The 24,064-nt window shown below is 54.6% G+C and carries 22 protein-coding genes, 2 tRNA genes and 1 pseudogene; 8 read left to right on the top strand and 17 right to left on the bottom strand.

The features are described from left to right. Positions 1-23 precede the first annotated feature (23 nt). The 10 genes from DYE26_RS12540 to DYE26_RS12580 all read right to left on the bottom strand — a co-directional run bounded on the left by DYE26_RS12540 (position 24) and on the right by DYE26_RS12580 (position 6,622). On the bottom strand, positions 24-1,013 hold the full coding sequence (locus DYE26_RS12540) for an alpha-ketoacid dehydrogenase subunit beta (protein ID WP_036624330.1): 990 nt from the start codon (positions 1,011-1,013) through the stop codon (positions 24-26). Next, the gene (locus tag DYE26_RS12545; RefSeq protein WP_240534165.1) at positions 1,010-2,122 is read right to left on the bottom strand and encodes a thiamine pyrophosphate-dependent dehydrogenase E1 component subunit alpha; all 1,113 of its coding nucleotides are present in this window, start codon (positions 2,120-2,122) and stop codon (positions 1,010-1,012) included. The genes DYE26_RS12540 and DYE26_RS12545 overlap by 4 nt, the downstream gene beginning before the upstream one ends. A 350-nt stretch (positions 2,123-2,472) precedes the next feature. After that, positions 2,473-2,775: a heme biosynthesis protein HemY gene (locus DYE26_RS12550; RefSeq protein WP_036624332.1), complete on the bottom strand. Its 303-nt coding sequence runs from the start codon at positions 2,773-2,775 to the stop codon at positions 2,473-2,475. Positions 2,776-3,055: 280 nt separating this feature from the next. After that, positions 3,056-3,295: a hypothetical protein gene (locus DYE26_RS12555; protein ID WP_036624333.1), complete on the bottom strand. Its 240-nt coding sequence runs from the start codon at positions 3,293-3,295 to the stop codon at positions 3,056-3,058. Positions 3,296-3,389: 94 nt separating this feature from the next. Further along, the gene (locus tag DYE26_RS33420) at positions 3,390-3,551 is read right to left on the bottom strand and encodes a hypothetical protein (protein ID WP_164815245.1); all 162 of its coding nucleotides are present in this window, start codon (positions 3,549-3,551) and stop codon (positions 3,390-3,392) included. Between the two features lie 38 nt (positions 3,552-3,589). Next, the gene (locus DYE26_RS12560; protein WP_036624335.1) at positions 3,590-4,219 is read right to left on the bottom strand and encodes a TraX family protein; all 630 of its coding nucleotides are present in this window, start codon (positions 4,217-4,219) and stop codon (positions 3,590-3,592) included. Between the two features lie 80 nt (positions 4,220-4,299). After that, positions 4,300-5,115 carry a glutamate racemase gene (gene racE, locus DYE26_RS12565; RefSeq protein ID WP_172531699.1) on the bottom strand — a complete coding sequence of 272 codons (816 nt, stop codon included), beginning with the start codon at positions 5,113-5,115 and terminating at the stop codon, positions 4,300-4,302. A gap of 159 nt (positions 5,116-5,274) precedes the next feature. Continuing rightward, on the bottom strand, positions 5,275-5,646 hold the full coding sequence (locus DYE26_RS12570; RefSeq protein ID WP_036624336.1) for a YtxH domain-containing protein: 372 nt from the start codon (positions 5,644-5,646) through the stop codon (positions 5,275-5,277). 193 nt (positions 5,647-5,839) lie between these two features. After that, a complete protein-coding gene (locus DYE26_RS12575) occupies positions 5,840-6,268 on the bottom strand; it encodes a DUF86 domain-containing protein (protein WP_036624337.1) in 429 nt (142 codons plus the stop codon). A gap of 66 nt (positions 6,269-6,334) precedes the next feature. After that, entirely contained in the window at positions 6,335-6,622 is a 288-nt protein-coding gene (locus tag DYE26_RS12580) for a Dabb family protein (RefSeq protein ID WP_036624338.1), read from the bottom strand. A 161-nt stretch (positions 6,623-6,783) separates the two neighbouring features. On the opposite strand from DYE26_RS12580, the gene DYE26_RS12585 reads away from it, so the two are divergent. The 3 genes from DYE26_RS12585 to DYE26_RS12595 all read left to right on the top strand — a co-directional run bounded on the left by DYE26_RS12585 (position 6,784) and on the right by DYE26_RS12595 (position 7,567). Continuing rightward, entirely contained in the window at positions 6,784-7,101 is a 318-nt protein-coding gene (locus tag DYE26_RS12585; RefSeq protein ID WP_036624339.1) for a DUF2642 domain-containing protein, read from the top strand. A 303-nt stretch (positions 7,102-7,404) separates the two neighbouring features. Next, a tRNA-Ala gene (locus tag DYE26_RS12590) sits at positions 7,405-7,480 on the top strand. 14 nt (positions 7,481-7,494) lie between these two features. Then, a tRNA-Lys gene (locus DYE26_RS12595) sits at positions 7,495-7,567 on the top strand. A gap of 377 nt (positions 7,568-7,944) precedes the next feature. Here DYE26_RS12595 and DYE26_RS12600 read toward each other — a convergent pair. Beyond that, positions 7,945-11,394, bottom strand: coding sequence for an S-layer homology domain-containing protein (locus tag DYE26_RS12600; protein ID WP_036624340.1), 3,450 nt, complete (start codon positions 11,392-11,394; stop codon positions 7,945-7,947). A 462-nt stretch (positions 11,395-11,856) separates the two neighbouring features. On the opposite strand from DYE26_RS12600, the gene DYE26_RS12605 reads away from it, so the two are divergent. From DYE26_RS12605 to DYE26_RS12620, 4 genes are all read left to right on the top strand, one after another. Further along, positions 11,857-13,956 carry an NB-ARC domain-containing protein gene (locus DYE26_RS12605; protein ID WP_036624342.1) on the top strand — a complete coding sequence of 700 codons (2,100 nt, stop codon included), beginning with the start codon at positions 11,857-11,859 and terminating at the stop codon, positions 13,954-13,956. Between the two features lie 260 nt (positions 13,957-14,216). Further along, complete coding sequence (locus DYE26_RS12610) at positions 14,217-15,590, top strand: ABC transporter substrate-binding protein (RefSeq protein ID WP_371861000.1); 1,374 nt, start codon at positions 14,217-14,219, stop codon at positions 15,588-15,590. A gap of 36 nt (positions 15,591-15,626) precedes the next feature. Further along, entirely contained in the window at positions 15,627-16,514 is an 888-nt protein-coding gene (locus DYE26_RS12615) for a carbohydrate ABC transporter permease (RefSeq protein ID WP_036624347.1), read from the top strand. A gap of 22 nt (positions 16,515-16,536) precedes the next feature. Next, a complete protein-coding gene (locus tag DYE26_RS12620) occupies positions 16,537-17,370 on the top strand; it encodes a carbohydrate ABC transporter permease (RefSeq protein WP_036624349.1) in 834 nt (277 codons plus the stop codon). Positions 17,371-17,409: 39 nt separating this feature from the next. On the opposite strand, the pseudogene DYE26_RS12625 reads toward DYE26_RS12620, so the two are convergent. Further along, positions 17,410-18,244, bottom strand: a pseudogene (locus DYE26_RS12625) (helix-turn-helix transcriptional regulator). A 183-nt stretch (positions 18,245-18,427) separates the two neighbouring features. Here DYE26_RS12625 and DYE26_RS12630 point away from each other — a divergent pair. After that, positions 18,428-18,616: a hypothetical protein gene (locus DYE26_RS12630; protein ID WP_036624350.1), complete on the top strand. Its 189-nt coding sequence runs from the start codon at positions 18,428-18,430 to the stop codon at positions 18,614-18,616. A 91-nt stretch (positions 18,617-18,707) separates the two neighbouring features. Here DYE26_RS12630 and DYE26_RS12635 read toward each other — a convergent pair whose 3' ends face one another. The 5 genes from DYE26_RS12635 to pstC form a co-directional block, all read right to left on the bottom strand. After that, the gene (locus DYE26_RS12635; RefSeq protein ID WP_036624352.1) at positions 18,708-19,337 is read right to left on the bottom strand and encodes a DedA family protein; all 630 of its coding nucleotides are present in this window, start codon (positions 19,335-19,337) and stop codon (positions 18,708-18,710) included. Positions 19,338-20,255: 918 nt separating this feature from the next. Then, positions 20,256-21,170: a transposase gene (locus DYE26_RS12640; RefSeq protein WP_051985593.1), complete on the bottom strand. Its 915-nt coding sequence runs from the start codon at positions 21,168-21,170 to the stop codon at positions 20,256-20,258. 310 nt (positions 21,171-21,480) lie between these two features. Further along, on the bottom strand, positions 21,481-22,239 hold the full coding sequence (pstB, locus tag DYE26_RS12645) for a phosphate ABC transporter ATP-binding protein PstB (protein WP_036624355.1): 759 nt from the start codon (positions 22,237-22,239) through the stop codon (positions 21,481-21,483). Positions 22,240-22,251: 12 nt separating this feature from the next. Continuing rightward, positions 22,252-23,139, bottom strand: a complete 888-nt coding sequence (gene pstA / locus DYE26_RS12650) for a phosphate ABC transporter permease PstA (protein ID WP_036624356.1) — start codon at positions 23,137-23,139, stop codon at positions 22,252-22,254. Further along, entirely contained in the window at positions 23,136-24,038 is a 903-nt protein-coding gene (pstC, locus tag DYE26_RS12655) for a phosphate ABC transporter permease subunit PstC (protein WP_036624357.1), read from the bottom strand. The genes pstA and pstC overlap by 4 nt, the downstream gene beginning before the upstream one ends. Positions 24,039-24,064: the final 26 nt, after the last annotated feature.

Genomic DNA, 24,064 nt, shown 5'->3' on the forward strand with positions numbered 1-24,064 from the left:
GTCCCTCCATGTTTGAGCTCGTTCTACAGGATCGCTTTGTTCAACCCCATGCTTTTGACTCCGTTGACGATGTCCGCGGCATTCGGAAGCACAACCGTTTCCAGATCGGGAGCATACGGAACCGGGGTATTCAGCGCGCCTATCCTTACCACCGGGGCATCAAGCTCATCGAACATTTCCTCGGAAATCATCGCGGAAAGCTCCCCGCCATATCCGCCCCGCTTCACTTCTTCCGTAACGACGACCGCCCGGTGGGTCTTGGCTACAGTAGCGCGGATCATATCCTTATCGAGCGGATACAGCGATCTTAAGTCGATCACCTCGGCTTCGATCCCCTCCCGCGCAAGCTGCTCCGCCGCCGTCAACGCATCGTGGACCTGCTTTCCGTAAGTGATCACCGAAACATCGCGGCCTTCCCGTTTTACTTTGGCCACTCCGAAAGGAATCGGGGCGACATGGTCCGGCACCTCGCTCTTGCGCGCATACAACGCCTTGCTCTCCAAATAACAGACCGGGTTATTGTCTTCGATCGCGGTCAGCATCAACCCCCAGGCATCCTCCGCATTGGATGGAAACACCACTTTCAGGCCGGGGATATGGGTCACCCAGGCTTCAAGCGATTGGGAATGCTGCGCGCCCGCGTTCATCCCGCCGCCCGTCGGCAGGCGCAGGACCATCGGGACGGAGATTTTGCCGCCGAACATATATCTCATCTTGGCCGCCTGATTGACCAGACTGTCCATCCCGAACGCCAGAAAGTCCATGAACATCAGCTCGGGAACAGGGCGCAGTCCCGTCGCGGCCGCCCCGACCGACGCACCGACAATGATGCCTTCGGAGATCGGGGTGTCGCGGACCCGCTTCTCGCCGAATTCCTCCCACAGCCCTTTGGTCACGCCAAACGTGCCGCCGTACGGCCCTACATCTTCTCCCAGCAGCACGACGTTCGGGTCTTCCAGCATTTTGATGCGCAGTGCTTCCCGGATTCCTTCGCCATAAGTCATTTTTTTCATCGTACGCGCGCCTCCTCGATCAAGTCAGAGTAAATATTCTCAACCGATGTCCCGATCGCCGGCACCTGGCTGCCGGAGGCAAAATCGAGCGCCTCCTGAAGTTCGGCATCCACTTCCGAGCGGATTTTTTCCAATCCTTGCGCATCGGCTATTTTTTGGTCCAGCAGGTATCGTTCCAGCTTCGGAATCGGATCTCTCTTAAGCCACTCCTCGACCTCTTCCGCCGGTCTGTATGCGGCCGGGTCCCCTTCAAAATGGCCCCGGTGACGGTAGGTTTTAAATTCCAGCAAGCTGGGGCCCAGGCCGGATCTTGCCCTTTCAACGGCCGCTTTCACATGCTCATACACCGCGAAGACATCGTTGCCGTCTGCGGTTACGGCAGGAATGTTGTACCCCGCCGCGCGCAGCGAGATATCCTTAATCGCCTGATGCCTTTCCTGGCTAACCGAGATGCCGTAAAGATTGTTTTCGCACACGAAGATAACCGGCAGCTTCCACACGCTGGCCAGATTCAGCGCCTCATGAAATGAACCGATATTCGTGGAAGCGTCTCCAAAAAAGCAAACGCTAACCTGGTCAGTCCCCCTGTACTGCGCGCTCCAGCCCGCGCCGACCGCAATATTGTGGCCTGCCCCGACGATGCCGTTCGCCCCCAGAATGCCAAGCTCCGCATCCGCAATATGCATCGAGCCGCCTTTGCCTTTGCAGTATCCGGTTTCTCTGCCGAACAGCTCCGCCATCATTAGCTTCAGATTGCCGCCTTTGGCAACGATATGCCCATGGCCGCGATGCGTGCTCGTAATGAAATCGTCGTCTCTTAAATTTGCGCAGGCCCCTACGGCTATCGCTTCCTCGCCGATATACAAGTGCACGAATCCCGGTATCTTCCCTTCGGAAAAAAACGCCCCCGCCGTTTCTTCAAACTTGCGGATCCGCTGCATTTTTGTATACATCTCTATCACAAGTTCATTCGGAATATTTAATGCCTTCCCGCTCAAAACAATCCCCTCCCGGTTCGCTTCGTTTGGACAATACCGCTTGTCATACCGGGCCCAGCCGTCCCCGGATTCACAGCCCCCCTCCCTTCCCCGGCCGCGTCTTCCCCACAAGAAAAGCTTCTGTACGACGAAAATTAAAGGGAAACAAACCGCAATTTAGCGGCAGCTTTTCTTACGCGATTATTGAACGCTTCTGCTCGGCCGAAAAATGATGCATTTTAAAATCTAACAACAAGCGGTTCACCTTTATAACAAGCAATTTCCGTGCCAACATGCCACGGCGGGCAGAAATTTTTGAGTTTTCCGCGCCAACAGGAACATTTCGCACGGCTGCCCTACCGGCGCGCAATCAACCGGGTGCAAAAAAATTCCCAAAACGGGAATCTCGAGTGCGAGAATCGTCCCATTTTGGGAATTCTAAAATGGCGAACTTAACACATAAACCGAACTGAACCGAATAATTAATGATCTCCGTGATTGCCTTTGGACGGGTTGGTGATGACGAAGCCTTCCTCCGGAAAATACAAGTAATCGATCTTCACGCCGTCAAGCAGCGGATCGGTACCTTCCACGAGCACGTCGATCTCCTTGTCCGTTTTTACGATTTGTCCCTTCTCGTCCGGTTTCACCAGATCCAGGCCATAGTGGGCGTGATCGCCATGCGAGTGGGTGATGAATACTTTAAGCACCAGGCCTTGGTTTTCTTCCTTTTCCAATTCTTTTTTTATCACTTTCGCCGCGTTGCGGGTAATTTTCACGTTCATACGATCGCTCCTATATCAAGTTAATGGGTAGACATCTAACATTCCTATTGTAAAGAAACCCAGCTAAACAAGCAAGGCTGTCTACTAAAAATTGCCCGCTGCAAACTGTCTGCTACAAATCCGCCTTGCACCATCAGTTCATCAAATCTGATCTAACAAGATACATTTCTAAACACGAAATTATTCTAACGGTTGCCACAGCACCGATAATCTCCCAGCAACACCGCCGGGAAGACTTAACCGAAAAAAGCCCCCCGGCGTACGCCGGGCGAGGCCATAGCTAAACTCCCGGATATTTCCGTTCGGCCCGGGTGACGAACCAATTCATCAACAGCATCGTCACGGCCATATCGTCGATCGGGATAAACGGCAGCACGTCCGGCAGAAACCAATACAACAGTGCCGGCGCGACCAGCAGCAGTTTGTCGGTGAACGGCACGTTCCCGGAGGTCAGGAGCGGCAGAGTACGGCGAAAAATATGGGACCAATGCCGAAGCGATAACATTTTCGTCCATCTCATATGACTTCCCCCTCCTCTTTGAATCCTTATTTCCTACTATATAGTTTATCCCAAATCGTTGATTTCAGCATCCGGAACCTTCCCGGCGCAAAATTTATAGCTCGGGTGACTTCGATAAACCGGCGGATGTCGTAACCTGCGACAGTTGCTTGGCCTTCTCCGGATTGTTTTGATTCAAGATCAAGCCAAATACGAGCGAATGAACGCGGCGGCCGTTTCCCGGCACGAACCGGCCGCCGTTTATTAACGCGGGCACGGGGGAGCCTCCTCCCCCGTGCTGTTCGGTTTTTTCCGTTATATCCTTAAAATATACACCACCACCGCCAAAACAGCCAGATGCGCCGGATAAAAAGCCCGCCATACCCAGCGCGGCAGCGTCCAGGACTCCAATCTTCTCCACAGCCCGGGCCCGTACGCAATCACCAGGGTCGGAACGATGCTGGCCAGTTGAATCACCCAGCCGTAGGCGAAAAGATAGGCCAAGTTCAGGAGCAGATGCATCACGACCATCCTGCCCTGGCCCGCATACTTGAAAATCAGCACGAGAAGCAGTCCGTAGGCGCCGTAGTCGAACGGCAGAACCTCCATAATGACGCAGGCCGCCGCGATCGTGAGAGCGGATACAATCCCCGGTTTGACCGAATCCAGCAGCCTGAGTATCAGAGAAGAGACGAATAGCGTGGCGACGACGTTCAGGCCGTTGGTGTCGAAAGCGAGCTGATAGGGGATTTGCGACAAAACGGCGATGATAAACAAACGGCAAGCATATTTCCGGTAATTGGAAGTGTAGACGTGCCCCTGTACCAGCGCGTAGGCATAAAGGGGAAACGCGATCCGCCCGATGATCCGCAACAGCATTTCTCCGGGAAAAAACAGCAGCCCGACATGGTCGATCAACATTGTGATCATCGCTATGAATTGCATGGCCCGCACCTCTTTTCTTGGACAGTTTTGAAAAAAACCTTTGGCCGGGAGAACATCCCGCCAAAGGTTTCAAGGCATGATCAGATTGCGCTGAACACCTGCCACACGATGGGCGTCAGCTCGATCTGCTCCCCCAGCCATTGCCGGGCGATTTTGCGGAAGATCCCCGGATCGCCGCTGCAGAAAAACTGATGCACCGGAATTCCGTCCCCGCGCGCCAAACAGCCTTTTTGATGCAAAACCGTGCTGATCTCCCGGGCCGTTTCATCCGCAGAGCTGATCAGTTTGACTTTGGGACCCATAACCTGCTGAATCGGCCGTTTTAAAAAAGGATAATGAGTGCAGCCCAGAATCAGGCAATCGATCGGATGTTCCTTCATATCCCGCAGCGAGTCCTGAACGACATAAAGCGTCTCCGGATTTTCATAGAGCCCTCGCTCAACAAGGGGGACAAAGTCGGGACAAGCTTCGCTGACGATCTCGATTTGCGGGTTGAGTTCGCGGAGGGCCTTGTCGTATGCGCCGCTGCAAATGGTGCCGATCGTGCCGATAACCCCGACTTTCCCCGTTTTGGTGGCGCTGATGGCTGCCCTGGAACCGGGATGAATCACGCCGATGACAGGAATTTTAACCTTCGCCTTAATATAATCCAGCGCAGCCGCCGTTGCCGTGTTACAGGCGATGACGATCATTTTCGGATCGAACTGAATGAGATAATCGACGATTTGCTCGGTAAACAAGCGGACTTCTTCGGGAGAACGGGGACCGTAGGGAGCTCTGGCCGTATCTCCGAAGTAAATAATTTTCTCTCTGGGAAGCTGCCGCATCACTTCCTTGCAGACGGTGAGGCCTCCCACTCCCGAGTCTAGTATAGCGATGGCTTGCTGCACGAACATACCGCATCCTTCATGTGTAGTTTACTTCTCTCCCGTTACTTTATGAAATTGGCGCGCAAAGCGTACCTAAATATTAACTCAATTTAGAGGGCGGAACAAGGAATAAGCCGTGCCCCGGACATAGAAAAAGACCCGCAAAACGGGGTCCTCTTCGCTGGATTAGGATTCTTCTTTAGGCGCGGCGCCGGCCAGTAACGCGTCCTTTTCCGCTTCGCCTGCGGTATCGTCCGCAAATCCCGACGCTTGCGCCGTCTGCGCTTCTTCCTCTTCCGGAACATGGCCGGCACGGCGCGCTTGAATTTCGCCGATGATTCCTTCGGCTTTGTCTTTAATTTTGCCGACCAAGGCAGCGCTCTGCTCCGTCACCTTGCCGGCGATCTCCTGCGTCTTCTCGCCGACCTGCCGGGCCCCGTCCGCGATATCCTTGCGCAGCTCGCGTCCGGGTTTCGGAGCGAACAACAGCGCGGCCACCGAACCGACGATCGTGCCGACAGCGGCACCCCACAACCAACCTTTGTTTCCTTTGCTCACGGCTCATCTCTCCCTTGCCGGCATCTCCCTGCCCACACGGGGGCGGCGCGGAGCCGCTTTGCGGACTTCCGGTCAACCCTGGATCAGGGCGAATGCCTATATAGTTAATTTATATATAAGCAGCGGCGCCCAAATTGGTCACACCGGACGAGTCTCAATTTTTGCCGGCTTGTCAATGATTAGCCCGTTTGCTTCAGGAAGTAATGTCCTCACGGGTCAAATAGTCCCGCACGCTTTCCGCAAATGCTGGGAGAACGCCAGGAAGCCGCTCCACCAGTCCCCGAACCTGCGAGCGGTCCCAGGCATAATAGTCCTGCACCAGCGGTTTTCTGAGGCGTACCAATTCCGTTAACATCGCATGCTGCCCGGAATCGATCACCTTCTCGTCAAAAATGATGTCCACGATGTCTTCATAGCTGCTGGCGTCGCGCATGATAAAGCCGTCGATCAAGTAGCTGCCGACGTCGGTGACGATCTCCACCGCCAAATGCAAGGCGCGTTCCTCCGCGTAGCGCTCCAGCAAAGAAGGCTGCGGCGCCTTGGCCGCCCCCCGCAACACCTTGGTCAGTTCCGGCAAAAGTTCCAGCCTGCGTTCGATTTGTTCCCGGTTTACGTAATACACGGCGTTTCCTCCTTCAGCCCGTACGTAGCGGCTGTCTTATTCGAGAACGGTCCCCCTCCGGGAACGTTAAAATTCAAAATCGACGGCCACCTGGCTTTCCCGGACCTGGGTCATATGTTCGATCACTTTTTTATGCTCCGGATGAACCTGATATCCTTCCAGATCCTCCAGCGAATCAAAGGTGGCGATCAGCGCGATGTCATAGGAACGCTGGGAACGGACCACGTCAATGCCGACCTCCAGCCCCCGCAGCTGCTCCACCTTGCCTTCCAATCCGCGCAGCACCGCGGCCGTACGCTCCACGCCTTGCGGCGACGCGTCTTTTAATTTAAACAAAACGATATGCTTTATCATCTTTAAACGTCTCTCCCTATGCTCAAATTCGGTATCTGTACAAAATATAACATAACCGCTATCCGCAGGAAAGACGAGCACCCGCACGCTATGAATCTATCAACATACTATATATTGTCTCTTTTGATAGAGACCGTATTTGATAGAGGAGGTGACACCTAATGAGCCTTCTTCGCTTCTTTCTTAACGGCCCGCTGCGCAGACGGATTCGCAGGCTTCAGGCGCAGTTGGAACTGCTGACCGGCCGCGTCGAGCGGCTGGAGGAAAGCATCGCCGCCGCCTCTTTTCCCGATCCCGGCACGCAGCAAAAACTGTCGCAATCGGTGGGCCAAAACATTTCGATCGAAACGTCAAACTCGGCCCTGCGCGGAATTTTAATCTCCGTGCAAAGCGATTCCCTGGACCTGAGCGACGAGCTTGGGCAGCGCGTAATCGTGCCCGCCGCCAGAATTACGGCGATTCGGTTGAGAGAGAACTGATCTTTTTCACCTTTTGCTTCCGGCTAATCATTGCCGGATTTTTTTTGCGAGAATACAAAACAATTCAGGCCACTGCCCTTTGCCCCAAATTTGGTGCCGCATCGTTATCCTATCGAGCCGTCCGCGATGCTCGGCGATCTTGCCGTCCACAACGCGATATTGACAATATAACGTAACATATTGATCATCGTCCGACAAAAAACGATTCGCACAATCCAGCTCGCTTTAATTTTCATAGAATATTTTTTTAAAAAATAGCTTGACACCCAGCACTCACTTTTATATAATAAAATAGTCGCTCACGGGGCCATAGCTCAGCTGGGAGAGCGCATCGCTGGCAGCGATGAGGTCAGGGGTTCGATCCCCCTTGGCTCCACCATAATTACACCTTAAGGATCGTTAGCTCAGTTGGTAGAGCAGTTGACTCTTAATCATCTGGTCCAGGGTTCGAGTCCCTGACGATCCATAGAGTAAAACGGCAGAGATGCCGTTTTTTATTTATCTCGTGTTTTGCGGTGGTCACGGAAATAACGGTAATAAAGGTCCCTATTTAGACCAAAGAAGAAAGTTAACTTCTGCTCAAGTTTTCCCGCAGGCAGCGTCCCGAAATCTAACGGTTGTGATCGTCGTTATTTGCCTGGATCTAAGCAAAAAAGCCGGATTTTAGCGAAATAAGCGCCATGGCAACCGTTACGATTTGAAATCAACGTTCTTGGGACAAATAGCGGCCATGGCATCCGTTAGCATATTTGTGCGACTAGACGATGCAACGCTAGTAAAAAGAAGCCCCCTTATAACGGTTGCTTACCGCTTCCGCCTAAGGGGGCTTCTTTTTTTCATATATTAATCGATAAACCCAAGGTATTCCAGCATACGCTTCAGCAAAACGGCGCTTTGGGCGCGGGTAGCGAATTCGCCGGGAGCAAACGCGTTGTTTTTCGCGCCTTCGATCATCCCTGCCGCAAGCAGTTGCTTGACGGGTTCCTGAGCCCAGCCCGCGATGCCGGAATGGTCGAAAAAGCGCTCGAGCGAAAGGGGATCCGTTCCCGGCAATTCCCCGGCGAAGCTTACGGCGCGGGCGATCATGACCGCCATTTGTTCGCGGGTGATCGGCGAGTTCGGCTTAAACGATCCGTTCGGATACCCGTTAATGAGCCCGCCAGCAACGGCAGCTTCCACCGCCCCTGCATACCAGGCCCCCTCCGGAACGTCGTTAAAAGCGGATGGGCCCGTTTTTTCAAGAAGCCCTAAGGACCGTACGAGCATCGCTGAAAATTCGGCGCGGGTGACTTGACCGTCGGGCGTAAAACGCCCGTCAAAGCCGCCGGTCAGGACAAGCTTGTTCGCGAGCAGCTCAATTTCGGATTTCGCCCAGTGCCCATCCTGGACATCCGAAAAAGTGCGTTCCGATTGAACCACGGTGTACGTGCCGTTATGCGGCGCATAGATGAAAGCTTCGGTTCCGTCCCCTGCCGCTTGAAATACCGAAGGGACAAAATGCGCCCGCCCGTTTGCATCGACCCGCACCGCGGTGGACTTGGCGGAATTAACCCCGGCGTCAAGCCTGATCGAGCGTTCCGTGTAAACCGCTCCCGTATCGGCCAGCTCCTTGCCGTCTAAGGAAAGCGAGAAATCTACCGGTGCCGCAAGCATTTGGCAGCCTTGTCCGGCCAGCGCTTCTTGCAGTTCCCCGGCTGCGGCATCCGTCTGTTTGCCGATGGCGGCGCTTAGGACCAAACCGCCCGGTATGCTGTCCATGACGTGCAGCGGCAAGCCGTAACTCGCCCCATTGGCGCGTATCCGCAGCATTCCCTCGGGCTGCCTCAGGAGCGACTCCCGCAGCGCTTCCGCGGGAAAATCGGTCACCATGATCGGATCCGAGCCGTTAACGGTTATGATAACTTCGCGTTCTGCACCAAATGCGGCGCTTAAGAGAGGGCCGTCCAGGATAAACCGCGTGACGGCTCTGCCGTCGCCCGCCGTTTCTTTTACGATAGCTGTCTGAACTTCCTTGCCGTTTATATAAATCCGTTCCCCCGCACTCTCCCCCGGAGCATTTACCGTTTTATCCGCCACGCCTGAAGAACCGTCGCGATGCGATCGCGAGGAGCCGGAACTCCCCGGGGTGCCCGGATCTGCAGGATCGGTCGGGTCAGTCGGATTATCCGGATCATCGGGGCCGCCCGGATTTTCCGCTGTGTCTTCGACCGTCATCACGATACGGCCCGTATCCGTGATCTCGCCCGCAGTTACATTAACGGTCAGGGAATAAGGTTTATAGCCTGAAGCCGTAAATGAAACGGTTTGCTTGCCTTCGGGAATGTTAAACAACGTAAAATTCCCTTGGCTGTCGGTCGTGGCGCTGCTGCCGTACACGGCAGCCGTGACCCCGGGAAGCGGGGCGTCCCCCGTTCCGTAAACGGTTCCCGTCACCGTTCCGGCGGTGGCCGGAGGCGGCGTTACGGTCACCTTTGCAGCTGCCGCAAAGGAGCCGTCCACGGTCGTGACCGTGATGTCGGCTTCGCCGGCCGCCACAGGAGCGACTTCGCCGTTTTGGCTAACCTCGGCCACCCCCGGAGCGCTGGAGCTCCAAATTACCGCAGGCTCGGTCGCGCCTTCGGGTTCGACGATAGCCGCAAGCTTCTGCGGCCCCTCGCCTAAGACAAACGTCAGCCGGTCCGGCTCCAGCCTTACGCCGGTGACGCGAACCACCGCCTGAATATCTTCGGCCGCAAGCCGGACGCTGCTCAAGGCCCGGATCAAGCCATGCAAATCCGCCTCATATACGTTTAAATACTGTCCTGCGGCAACGTTCGGAATGTCCTCCTCCAACCGGTACGCCGCCGCAGCGGCCGGAAGCTCGGCGCCAAGCAGCGGCCGAACATCCGCGGAATCAGTAAGCGTATAAGCAAACGTATGATCCGCCCCTTGGGGCTCTGCCGCTGCCTTGACGGATTTATAAACGGCGCCGGGGCCGACGCGGAAGGCGGCTAACTCGGGCGCTTGCTCTTTAACCGTCAACTGGAGCGTCGTACGATCGGTGGCGCCCCCGGCATCCGTTGCCGTGATATCGATGCTGTAGGTGCCGGGCTGCGCTGGCGTGCCCTGAAGTACCGCCGTATGCACCCCCGTACCGATTAGGCTCAGGCCGGCGGGAAGGCCGGTCGCGCTCCAGGTGATTCCGCCTCTTGCACCGTCAAATCCCGCAAGCGAAACCGAATAAGAGACAGCTTTGACCGCATCCGGCAATTCCACGGTCAGAATCGCCGGCCTGAGGTAAGGATACCCGCCGTTCACGTTCGGATTGATCGCCCACGTATTCGTAAAATCCCAGCCCGCATCCGTATATGTGGATTGCCGCTGCATCTCGCTCGTCTCGCGGGCGTTCGCTCCGCTTGGATCGCTGCCGGCCGTTACCCCGGTGGTAACGGAGTCGAAAAAAGAATCCGCAACGAAAGAACCTGCGAAATCGGCTACACCCACCAATCCAACGATCAACGAGTAGGATGCCCCCGCCAAATTGGACTTGTCGACATTTCCGGCCGCATAAGTGCGCTGAACGCTGCCGCGAACGATATGAGACACAAGACCGGCAGATAAGAGATAATAATTATCGCTGGTCTGGTTCGATACGTTTCCTAACGCATACGAATCGCTGATCCCGCCCCTGCCCTGACTGCCGGCCAACCCGCCGACATAGATGTTGGGGGCCGTACCGCTAACGACGGAAGCCAAAGAAAAGGAGCGAGTGATTTCGCCTATGGCACCTCCTGCCAATCCGCCAGTAACCGCAGCCGGATTGGCGTTCGTCCCTCCCTTGACGCTGCCCGTTACATAAGCACGGTCGATGCTGCCATCGCTCATCAGACCGACCAGACCGCCGGTATAGGCGCCTCCCTCGATATGAACATCTACCCCCACGTTCTTGATCATGCCGGTGGAGCTGCCGAAAAATCCGACATTTTCCCGCTCATCGTCGATGACCCTGACCCCGGTGATCAAATGGCCCCTTCCGTCAAAAACTCCGCTAAATGCGGCATGCTCGTTGCCGCCGAAAGGAATCCAGCCATACCCGGCCAAATCAATATCGCCCAGCAGCAACAGGTTTCGGTTTAAATATGCCTCTTGGTTCCGGTCGATATAAATCAGCTGTTCCGCCGTGGATATTTGAACCCAGCCATCCGCTTCAGGCGGAGCCAGGCCGGCTTCGGCACGGACGGCACGGATTCCCCACGGTTCAAATATCGTAAAAATCATTAGTAAGGCTAAGAAAGCAGATAAGCGTTTTGTCATATTGGCTCCCTCCACATTTTGCAAACTCCCGTTTTTTCACAAATAACGGCCCTGGTGTCCCTTAGCCCACCAGGTCCAGTCCCTCTTCTCCCCCCTCTCTACCTACGAATTTATAGATTCTATAATGGCTCAAGACCAAAATCAGTGCTTGACAAAATAAATGATGACGGAGATGGAGGTAGGCTCTCCAAACCACTTTGCACCTTTATTCCTTTGGTTCAGGAAGCCAAGTCACCTGGTCAAACGGGATAATCGTGCAAAGCCTCCGGATAGCGAGTCTCGTTCCAGGCCACGGTCTGTTGCCGGCTTGACTGTCAAGCACTGATGATTAGGTTGAACCTGTATAATCTTAAAAAATACGAATTTTTATTTTTAATAGTCGCATTTCATAGTGTAATATAGTGGCATGATCGTGGTGTTTCATTTTTGTTTCAGATTTTAAATACAGAAGGAAGATGGGGAATGGAGTCATTATCGACAGAAAAAAATGAAATTGCCCGCCGTCAAGTGATCGGCTTTTCCCGGGAAATGAACAGTCTGGAGCACTGGTTGGCGGACCCCGGCAGGAAGCTGCGGTTATTTTCGGTTTCCGGCATCGGCGGCATCGGCAAAACAACGCTGCTGACGGAAATGTTTCATAAGGCCAAGCAAGCTTCGCTGCTGACGGTATGGCTGGACGGTCAGTCCGAGCTAACGACTTCCGGAGTTTTTTTATCCAGTCTCGAAATGAGCCTGCAAAGCGAATACGGCAGATTCAGGGACCCGGAGGTTCCCCTTCTGCCTTACCTGATTGCGGAGCTGTCCAGGCAGCGTTCCGTTTTGGTGATGGATAACTGCGAACGTCTGGACCTGATTGAAAGCTGGCTGCTTTCCAGCTTTTTGCCGAGGCTGAAAGACGCGGGAGTGCTGCTCGTCATCGCCTCGCGAAACGGCCTCCCCCTTAAATGGCGCACGAATCCGCTTTGGGGCGGCCGCATTCAAACGTTCCCCCTCAAGCTTTTTTCGCGTGAAGAGATCCACGAGTATTTGCAAAATAGCGGCCTGGAAGAAACCGTGCAGAAGGAAATTGCCCAAAAAACGGAAGGTCTTCCCCTGCTGCTGGCGACGATCGTGGACTGGCGGCGTTCCCGGGAAGGGGATGTCCGGGAAATCCCCAGCATGCTTAGCGCCGAATTTTTAAAAGAGGCCGCTTCCCCTTCCCTGTACCAGGCGTTAACCGTCCTATCGCTGCTGCCGGCAGCCGATCAGCCCGCCATCAACTTATTGCTGGACGAACCGCTCAGCGCTTCCGGCTATTTTGAACTCGGCAAGCTGTCCTTTATCCGCAGCACTCCATACGGCCTGTCCCTGCACCATGTCGTCGCCCGCCTTTTGCGGGAGGAGCACGCCCGAAGAAACCCCAGCCAGTTTCAGCAGCTGCGCCTTGATGTGTTCAAGCTGCTCGCCGAACAATTCCGGCTGGCGGATAAACGCCGGCAGATGCAGATTGCCGCTCATGTGCTGGAGCTGTACCGCGAGTTCCTGCCGGCCGCCCATGCCTACGCCGATTTTTCTTCCACCCTGAAGCCGCAGGAACATAGCCCTTTTCGTCCGGAAGATCTAAACGGTCTGCAGCGGTTTCTGGCCTGGTCGATTTCCCACTCCGATTGGCAATCCGAGCTGGTCGATCCGCAAAAATATCACGAATTGCTGGAAACCATCGCCGCCAAACATCCCGAGGGGGTTTTTGTCGTACGTGATCCGGGCGGAGTCCCGCTGGCGTTTTGCGCCGGCTTCTGGCTGCATGCCGGGACGATGCCGCTCATGGAACGTTACGCTCCCCGGCTTCTGTCCATCCTTGGCGAGGAGGCCCCCGCGCTGCGCCGTCTTCCCGCGGAAGCGGCCGACACGATCTGCGTGCTGCTCGCCGCGGTAAACAGCCGGCACCCGCTGTACGGCCCCGAGGAACTGGGCGCGTTGCTGATGCGGCAATGGCTGATTTTTATGACCCGCGGATTCAAGGGCATCAATATCACCGCAGATCCGCATTTAAGCAGCTTGTTTTCCCTGCTGGGCTTCAAGGAAACCGGCCGGATCAAGCCCGAAGGGCCCGCGGAAACGGGAGAACTGACCCGCTGGGAACTCGATTTCCGGCAAGCTGCGTTTGACGAGTGGGTGCAAAATGTGATCCGGCAGACCGGTCCCGCAGACAAGGCGCCAAACGTGCCTCTGCCGGAAGCTGGGCAAAGCGCATCCGTGGCGATCGACGGCAAAGCCGCTAAGCAATTGCTGGAGCATCTGTACGATACGGAGCAGTTGGAGCGGATACCGGCCGTTCGTGCGCTGCGTTTGCCCGCTGCCGCCGCGCAAAAATACGCGCTCGATCTTCTGACCGCCGAGCCGCCCGCCTACCCGTTAACGAAAACGGAACAGCAAATCCTTATGGCAAGTTATTTACAGAAAGAATGGAACAAAAACGAGCTCGCCGCCCGTTTCCATATGAGCCGGGCAACATTTTACCGCCATTCCCGGACTGCCCTGGAACATTTTGCGCTTGCTCTGACACGCCTGGTTTCAAACTAGAAGTCCGGTAATATACGCGGCCGATCCGTCCGGGGTCGGTCCGTTTTTTTCACGCTGAGCCGGCGCTTCCTTCCCTTTTCTCCGCCAATCACCTCTATTCCCAACCCTGCATACCTATAAAGAACCATTCAAATTTAGAATAATTGTTCCGGCAGGAAAGTATGTTTTAATCAAAAGGGCTTGTAAGCGGATACAATCCGGCAAGCTTTTTCGCTTCTCTATCCGCATACTTACTTTGGGAGGGAAAAAACATGGCCTTCATGAACCAGAAAGGTTGGCGGATTACGTCCGTCGTGTTGTGCATCGCGTTGTGCGGAGCTTTGCTGTTTGGCTGTTCGGGCAAAAGCAACGAAGGGGCCGGCGGGTCCGGAAAAACGACGATTACGGTCACGTACCGGGACGACGGCGCCGGGGAAAAGGGCACGTTTTACAAATGGATTAAAGAAGTTGCCGCCGGCTATCCCGACAAAAACGTGGAAATCAAGCCGACGCCGATTCAGGCGTCCGAAGGGGACTATTTTGCCAAAGTCGCTTTGGCTTTGAAATCGAAAGATACGGCGCCGGACATTGTTACCGAGGATACTTTTATCCTGAACTCCGACGCCAGCGCGGGGTACCTTGAACCGCTCGATGCACGGCTGAAAGAATGGGAGGATTGGACCAACGGCTCGTTTATCGAAGCGATGAAAAAAGGCGTAACCGCCAGCGACGGCAAGGTGTACGGGGTGCCCTACAATACCGATTCGCGCGGGCTTTGGTATAACAAGGAAATTTTCAAGCGGGCCGGACTTCCCGAGGACTGGCGGCCCAAAAACTGGGACGAGGTGCTGGACGCGGCCCGGACGATCAAAGAGAAGGAGCCGGACGTCGTGCCGATCTGGATGAACATGGGCAAGGCGACGGGCGAAGCCACCTCGATGCAGACCTATGAAATGCTGCTGTACGGCACGGGCGAACGGCTATACGACGACGCCGGGGGGAAATGGATCGTACAGAGCCAAGGCATCCTCGACGCGCTCGGATTTATTGAAACCGTGAACAAGGAGCAGCACGGGCCGCCACTCTCCAAAGTGCTGAACGGCCAGGCCGGCAACACCGCTTCACGCGAATATTTGCCCCAGGGCAAGCTGGCGATTTCGCTCGACGGTTCCTGGATTACCGGCAATTATCTGGACACCGGGGCCGCCCCTTGGCCCGAATATAAAGACGTGCTCGGCTTTGCCCCGATGCCGACGAGTCAAGGCCAGGATCCCGGCACGATCACGCTGGCCGGCGGTTGGGCGTTGTCCATCCCAAGCAATGCCAAACATAAAGACGAAGCTTGGGAGTTCATCAAATATGCGTTAAGTAAAGAAAACAGCCAAAAACTCGTCATGTCCTCCGGCAACATTACGGTCCGGGCCGACGTGGCCAAAGATCCGGAATACACGAAAATGCCGTTTAACGAAATCGCCACGGAATATCTGCAAAACGCCGAGTTCAGACCGGCCCAGGAAAAGTACCCCGAGGTGTCCACTCAAATCCAAACGATGGTCGAATCCGTGGCAACGGGAACCTCTCCGGCCGACGCCGCCAAAAAATACGCTCAAGACGTCACCCGCATCGTCGGCGAAGATCATGTGATGCAAAAATAGCGGAGAGCGCTTTGCCTACCGGGGGAGGAGAACGATATGAGCAGCATAACGGCCGAACCGTATCGGCAAAAAAGAAACTCAATAACGTGGCTCTACTTTTTGCTTCCGTCCGTCCTCATCATGCTGATTTTCTTTATATATCCGGTGTTCCTGACCTTTTTCTATTCGTTCACGAACCTGGCCTTAACCGGAGAGTCCGCGAAGGAGCTGAAGTTTGTCGGGATCGATAACTATATCCATATGTTCAAGGACCCGACGGTTCGCATCAGCATCTGGAATACGCTGATTTTCCTGTTTGGCTCGGCGGTGATCGGCCAGCAGGTGCTCGGCTTTGTCATCGCTTTATTGATGAAGCATAAAAACAAGCTGTTCCGCCGCGTCATCGGCACGATCGTGCTGGCCGGCTGGGTAACTCCGGAAATCGTCTGCGCCTTGTGCCTGTACAGTTTTTTCGGGGACGAAGGCACGTTAAACTCAGGTCTCGCTTTTTTCGGCATCCCGACGGTCACCTGGCTGTTCACCATGCCGATGCTAACGATTATCCTAGCCAACATCTGGCACGGAACCGCCTTCTCCATGCTCGTGTTTCAAGCGGCGCTGGACGATGTGCCAAGCGAGGTCGAAGAGGCCGCCGTCGTCGACGGGGCCTCGAGATGGCAGGTGCTCACCCGGATCATCCTGCCCTATATTAAGGAAAGCTTTGTCACCAATATGATGCTCGTTACCTTGCAGACGCTTGGGGTTTTCGGGCTGATCTACGCCATGACCGGCGGAGGGCCGGGCACTTCGACGACGACGCTGCCGATCTTTATGTACAATCAGGCCTTTGTCAATTACCAGCTTGGATACGGAACCGCGATTTCCCTGCTGCTCCTGCTGATCGGAGTGGTGCTCAGCCTGTTCTATATCCGCTCGTTGAAATAACCTTTTGACAAGGAGACTTCGTATGAACGCCAAACAACGCAAAATCGTCTACAGGATGTTGCCGTACGCCATTCTTACCTTTATCGGCATCTGTTTCGTGCTGCCGCTGCTTTGGGTCATCGTCGCCTCGATCGACTCGAACGCGATGCAGACGCTTAAGCTGCCGCACCGGGTCACGGCGGAGAACTACATCGAGGTGATCACCAGCCGGGAAAATCAGCGCGCCTTCCTGATCGGGCTCATCATGTCGCTCGGCCAGGCGGTGCTCGTCGTCATCCTGGCCCTGCTTGCGGCCTATCCCTTATCGCGGTACCAAATGAAATACAAAAAGCCGTTCATGCTGACCATTTTATTTATGACCTCCCTGCCGATTACGGCGGTGATGGTCCCGGTGTACCAATTGTTCCTTACCTTGAATTTGTATGACCAAATTTACGGGGTGATTCTGTTTTACGTCGCTTCCTCGATGCCTTATGGAATTTGGATGCTGAAAAACTTTATGGATTCCGTGCCGCAGGACCTGGAAGAGGCGGCATGGGTCGACGGAGCGTCGGTGTTTACGGGCATCCGCAAAGTGGTTGCTCCTCTGATGATCCCCGGCATTTGCACGGTGGCCATCTTTACGTTCTCGGGAAGCTGGGGCAATTTCTTCGTTCCGTACATTCTGCTGCAGAATCCCGAAAATTTCCCGGCTTCCTTAAAACTGTACCAGTTCTTCGGACAATACGGGATGGTCGAGTACGGGAACCTGGCTGCTTTCTCCATTCTGTATGCGATCCCTTCCATCGTATTGTATATCCTTTCGCAGCGCTTTATGTCCAAAGGGTTTGGCCTTCAGGGCGGAACGAAAGGCTAAAAATGAAGCAGGGCTGCGTCCTCGAACGCGGCCTCCTTATTATTCAAATTCCATGTTCATTCCCTCGTAGTGTGCGGCCATGTCCGCGCAGATCTCCGCCATCCGCCGCACAAGCCGGTGGGGTTCGCGAATCTTCAGCGCTTTGCCGTAAGGCAGCAAATAGTACGGCACATAGGTATGCAAGGCGGAAGCATCCATTTTGAATTCCGCCTCCCCTTCACTCCGCCGCACCAGCGTGTGCCCGAACATCCAATGGTTTTGCAGTTCATTTAAGATCCGGTCATGTCCGGCAATGCGAACGGTAACCAGGGACTTCTCCTGCAGCGAAGGCGGGAGCAAACCGCCCAGCAAAAAATCTTTCGCGGAGAAATCCGCCGGCCGTTCAAACCGGTGATCCGAAGGCTCCAGGCGGACGATGCGGTCTACCCGGAAGCTGCGCAGCCCCTGGCGCAGGCGGCAAAATCCGACCGTATACCAGGTCCCTTTCCAGTGGATGATGCCATAGCAATCAAACACGCGGCACTCCATAGCCGAATCCTTGCCCCGCGCATACTCCATAACAAGCTACCGCCCGCTCCAGCGCGGCGGAAAACGGATATCCCGCCTCCCTGGCGAATATCGAAGCGTGCACCAGCGCTTTCTGCTCGTCTGCGTCAAACAGCAACGGCGACTCCATAAAATCGCCGAGAATCCGATAGCCTCCGTTAGGTCCGGAATCGGCGGTAATCGGCACGCCGCTGGCGCATAGAGAGTCAATGCAGCGGTATACGGTTCGAATGTGGATTTCCAACTCGTCCGCCAGCTGCCGGGCGGTCATTTTCCTTCCCGACCGGAGCAGCCAAAGAATGGATAGCATGTTATCGACTTTGGACATAATGACAGCTCGCTTGCGGGGCCGCGTCTTAAATTGAAGCGTACTTCGAACTTTGAATATCGGACTTCGGACTTCGGATGGGCCAAGCGCCGTTTTCGGTTCGCCCAGTTTCGTTTAAACATGACCATCGCTTTCATTTGCAGCATATGATGAAGCAAGTTGACTTCAAAGCAGGTGGTGTGCTTGACAAAAAGAAAACGAAAGACGAAAAAAACGGACGATGGGATAATTACCGCTAGTGACCTGGCCATTATCGGAGCCGGATTCGCCGCCTTGGGCAACTTTTTCGAATTGCTGTCCCTGCTGAAGCTGCGCGAGGAAGAGGCAGCCGACGGGACGGCGGCGAAGGACCCTAAGCCGAAAGGATCATAACAATTTCAAAATGTTCATAAAGGGATCAATAAGAAAAAAAGGCGCGGGATCACCTGCCCAGGGCGCCTTTAAGTGCGTGTGAACTATCTCTTCAAGAGTTTCGCGATAGCTTGGCCACTTTCAACCGCCATTTTCTCCACTTCATATATACAATCACCAGCAGCAGAGCCCCAAGGCCCATAAAGAAATATTTCAGATATTTCTCCACCAGCCCGATCGCGTATTGCCACTGCTCGCCGAACACGAATCCGATGCCTACAAAAGCGGTGACCCATATAGCTGCCCCGGTATAGGCATAGAGGGCAAACGTGCGGTAAGGGATGCGAATGATGCCTACGAAATATCCGAAAAACTGTCTGACCCCCGGCACAAAAAAATTGATCAACAGCATTTTGTTTCCATATTTCTCATAAATGCGCCTGGTTTTCTCCAAGTGGGAAGGTTTCAAAAATATCCATTTGCCGTAGCGCTCAACGAGCGGCGCCCCGATCCGGCGGCCAAGCCAGTACGTAATCGTTACGCCAATCACCGATCCTGCGTAACCGGCCAGCAAAGCCGGAACGAATTGGAGTACCCCTTTATAGGCCAAATAACCGGTATATGTCAGCGTCGTTTGCCCCGGCGGCAACGGCAGCGCGATAAAATCCACCGGCAGTCCGAGCAGCAGTACAAAGTAACCGTAATGCTCGAACATCCGCTCAATCCAAGCCAGCACGTTCATGATCGTTCTCCTTTTATGAGTTCAAGGCGCCGCCATCAATTCGCCCTATTCTTTTTTATGTTAACAGTATACGCGGAGAATTTCCAATCCAAAATGGCCCTAGGGCGGGTTCCATCCTGGACCGGGGGCCGGGGGAAGGGAAAGCTCGAATCCGTAAAATAGACGCCGCTCTAACGGACCCACGTGACTCTTGGCTCAAAACCAGTGCATCCGGGCCGATTTAAAGTAAATAAGATCATCTGTGTCCGTCCTTCGTGTTTTATATGTTACAAACCTCCGTTTTTTCGAAAATAACGGCTCTGGTGTCCCTTAGCCCCCTGAACCCTCTTCTCCTCCCCTCTCTACCTGCGCATCGCCCTCTACCACGCCGGAATTTTATAACTCAACTTTCGCAGAGCAAAAATCAGCTTGAGTCCTTGAGCTGAAGGTGTTCAAAGATTTAAGATACGCGGACAGAAGAGGTGCCTGGCTCAACCTTATAATCCTTGCTTGCCTTGCCAGTCAAGTCGAAAACCGATCTCGGCTAGAAACGCGGAGGGGCGTTGAAAGCTTGAGGATAGGGAAGTGGGGTGGGCGGCAGATCAACACTCGCTGTCCGGACACTTTGCACGATTATCCCCTTTGATCAGGTAGCAGAGAGAAAGACAAGCTCGGAGAAAAAATATTTGGTGGAGAAGCAGATAGGTTCGAGATAATTTAAACGGGCATAGAAGAAGGAATCAGGTTTAGGGGAGGTAAAACAGACCGGACAGGAGATCAAGACAGGAGATCAAGGACAAAACGCGAAGGAAACGAAAAGACCGTGATTTTGCTGTAGCCTGAACCCTTCCGTCTGCAGCAAAGCCCGCACTGTTCATGCTAACCCCTACCCATTAAGTTGTACTGCATCAAGTAACTCCCACCGTTCTAGCGTCTCGATCAGGCCGCAGCTGCAAGAGGCTGGTTCGGTTGGCGTGCGATCAGCCGGCGGTAAGGGATCGCGGGAATCGCCACACACATTTGCAGTAACTGCTGCCGCATCGTTTCTTCCGCTCCGGGCCGTCCTCCTTGCAGGCGCAGCCGGCGGCGTCCGGTGTATTCGTTTAGGTACGCCTGCAGATGCTTCAGTCCCAAGGCTCCATACGTACTCTTCAACGATTCCCACGCCTCTCTCACCACTTTCCGCAAGGGCGCATACAGCCGAAAGGCCTGACGGAACAACTGCACCTCCGATGTACAGACATCCACATGCCCATTGATAAACGTGTTTAGATCGTGACGGTTTGCCCTTTTTTCGCCTCCCCGCTTATACGGCACCAGGCGGATCTTGACCTGTTCCGGCTCGCCCGACTCCGTGACCGTGCAGCCCGCTACGACCGCCGAGGCGTACGGATGCGAAAGCTGACACCGGGACGGATTACGCCCGTACTGATCGCTATTCACCTTCACGTCTCCGGAGAGCAGCTCCCGGGCATCGAACTCCCCCACGGCATGACGTATTTTGTGCAGCACCGACCAGGCGGTCTTGTAGGTGACCCGGATCACCTTGCTCAGCCGCAGCGCCGAGATGCCGCCTTCAAGCAGGAATAAATCCAGGGCCTCGAACCACTTGAGCAAGGGCAGATGCGTTCCTTCAAAAATCGTACCGACCAAAGGCGATGTTTGATGCTTGCACTTTACGCACTCGAACAAGGGGATATGCCGGGAAGTCAGACGGCTGCACCGGGTGTAAGCGCAACGCGGGCAGACGAAGCCGTTTGGCCACTTCATCGCGATTAGCGCCTCCATGCAGGCCTGCTCGCTGTTAAAACGACTGCTGAATGGTTGAAGTTCCGTTTCCGTATTGACTTCCATGCCCGCTCGCCCCCGAATCAAGAATACACGAACATAAATTCCATTTATTTCATTATACCAAACCTACGTTCCCTAATCAAGCCAAAAATCTCACCTGCACCGCCTCATTTTTTCCTCATCTTTTTTTGTTTTTTCTTCTCTCTTTTTTGGAATCCTTGCTCTAGCCCCCATCCCCTGTTCCCTGAGCGAAAGGAATAATCGTGCAAAGGCAGGCAGCATGCAGGAACATCAAGAGTTTAATAATCTTAAGGGGCAAGAACCGAGCCTGAGAAGGCAGTCTCCCCTGGCTCGGTCCTATAAAGCAACCGGTTTATCCAAACCGGCCGGAAATATAATCATCCGTCCGTTTTTCCGACGGATTCGTAAAGATCTTGCTGGTGTCGTCATATTCGACCAGTTCCCCCATGAGGAAAAACGCGGTTTTTTCCGATACCCGCGCAGCCTGATGCATGTTGTGGGTTACGATAATAATGCAGTATTCGCGTTTTAATTCGGCGATCAGTTCCTCGATTTTGGCGCTCGAAATCGGATCCAGCGCGGATGCCGGTTCGTCCATCAAAATGATGCTCGGATTAACGGCGATCGAACGGGCGATGCAAAGCCGCTGCTGCTGGCCGCCGGACAACGCGAGCGCCGAGCTGTGCAGCCGGTCCTTCGTCTCGTTCCAGAGCGCGGCTTTGATGAGCGACTCCTCTACGATCTGATCCAGCTTTTTCTTGTCGCGAATCCCGTGGTAACGCGGTCCAAAAGCGATATTTTCATAAATCGATTTGTGAAACGGGTTCGGCTTCTGCCATACCATGCCGATCTTTTGCCGCAGCAGCACGACGTCGGTTTTCGGATCGTTGATATTGTCGTCCCCGATCCAGATGTCCCCGGTGATCCGCGCGCCGGAAATCAAATCGTTCATCCGGTTCAAGCTGCGCAGGAACGTCGATTTCCCGCAGCCGGACGGGCCGATTAACGCCGTCACCTGCCGTGAGGCGAAGTCGAGTGAGATTTCTTTCACGGCCTGCTTTTCTCCGTAAAACACGCTCAAGTTTTTGGTGGATAATGCGGTATTTTGCACCTCGGAGCCCTCCTATTTCGTAGCCGTAAATTTCTTGTACATCAGGCGGCCGACCCAACGTGCGAGCAGGTTGAACAGAAGCACCGTGATGATAAGCACGGCCGAAGCGCCTGCGGCGATTTCGGGAGCATCCGGAGCCAGCCCTTCGGAATTGATCTTCCAGATGTGGACGGCCAGCGTCTCCGCCGGGCGAAACGGATTCAGCGGCGACGTTGGACTGAGCGGGTTCCAGTTCCCGAAATCGAGCCTCGGGCTGCTCATGCCGGCCGTAAACAGCAGCGCCGCCGCTTCGCCAAACACGCGGCCCGCGGCCAGAATTGTCCCGGTCAAGATCACCGGCATCGCGATCGGCAGCATAATCGATTTGATCGTTTTCCATTTGGACAGGCCCAGCGCCAGACTTGCTTCCTTCTGCGCTTGCGGCACGCTGGCCATGCCCTGTTCGGTAATCCGCACCATCAGCGGCAGGTTGAACACGGTTAACGCCAACGCCCCGGAGAACAGGGAGAAGCCGAAGCCAAACACGTTAACGATCACGAGCAGACCGAACAAGCCGACGACAATCGACGGAAAAGAGGACAGCACCTCAACGATCAGCCGGATAAAAGACGTCAGTTTGCCCGGTTTCGCATATTCGCTCATATAAATGCCCGCCCCGAGTCCAAGCGGAATCGTGATAATCAGCGTCAGAACAAGCAGGAACAGGGAATTGAACAATTGCGGACCGATCCCCCCGCCCGCCTTGATCGTTTCCGGCGGAGAGGTCAGAAAATCAAAGCTGACATGCCCGAGCCCGCGGATTAAAATAAATCCGAGCAGCCCGGCCATGATCAGCACAATAACGCCTGCCAGCGTAACAATGACGGCAGTGGCGATTTTATCTGCGGTTTTTGCACTCATCGCTTTGCTCTCCTTTCCAGCCCACGTACAATAAAGACGAAGACGAAGGTCATCAGCATCAAAATCAAGGCAAGCGTCCACAGCACGTTGTTCTGCGTCGTTCCCATGGCCGTATTGCCCATGCTGAGCGTGATGACGCTGGTCAGCGTGGAGGTGGATTCAAACAGCGAGCGCGGAATGTGCGGCGCGTTCCCGATGACCATCTGTACGGCGAGCGCTTCCCCGAAGGCCCGGGCCATCCCCAGCACGACCCCGGTGAGCAGCGACGGCATCGTGGTCGGCAGGACGGTCCGCCACAACGTTTGCCACCGCGTGGCCCCAAGTGCATAAGAACCTTCTTTCAATCCGGGAGGAAGAGCGGTGATCGCATCCGTGGCGATGGAAGTAATCGTAGGCAAAATCATAATCGACAATACCGTCGCCCCCGCAAAAATGCCCAGGCCCTGTCCGGGAAAAATATCCCGGTAAAACGGGACGATCACGCTCAGGCCGACAAAACCGTAAACGACCGAAGGAATCCCGGCCAACAGCTCGATTACCGGCAGCAGAAATTTTTTGCCGAATTTAGGCATAATTTCGACCATGAACAGGGCTGCGCAGATGCTGAGCGGCGCCGCAATGACGGCCGCAAGGATCGAAGTGCTGAACGATCCCAAAATGAATGGGAGCGCTCCGAACACCGGAGGAACTCCGTCCGGTCTCCACTCCGTGCTTCCGAAAATTTGGCCGATCGAAATCCCGTCCTGAAAAAAGGTGCTTAAACCTCTGGTTGAGACAAAATACACCATCGAAAATATCGTCACAACCAGCAGCACGATGCAAAATGACGTAAATATTTTACCGGTCCATTCCTCTATAATGTGCGGCTGTACTTTTTTGTTTCCGCCGGATTGAGCCATGAAACCTCTCCCTTTACACAGCACAG

Origin of the sequence: Paenibacillus macerans, assembly GCF_900454495.1 — a bacterium.
In the GTDB taxonomy this organism is placed as follows: domain Bacteria; phylum Bacillota; class Bacilli; order Paenibacillales; family Paenibacillaceae; genus Fontibacillus; species Fontibacillus macerans.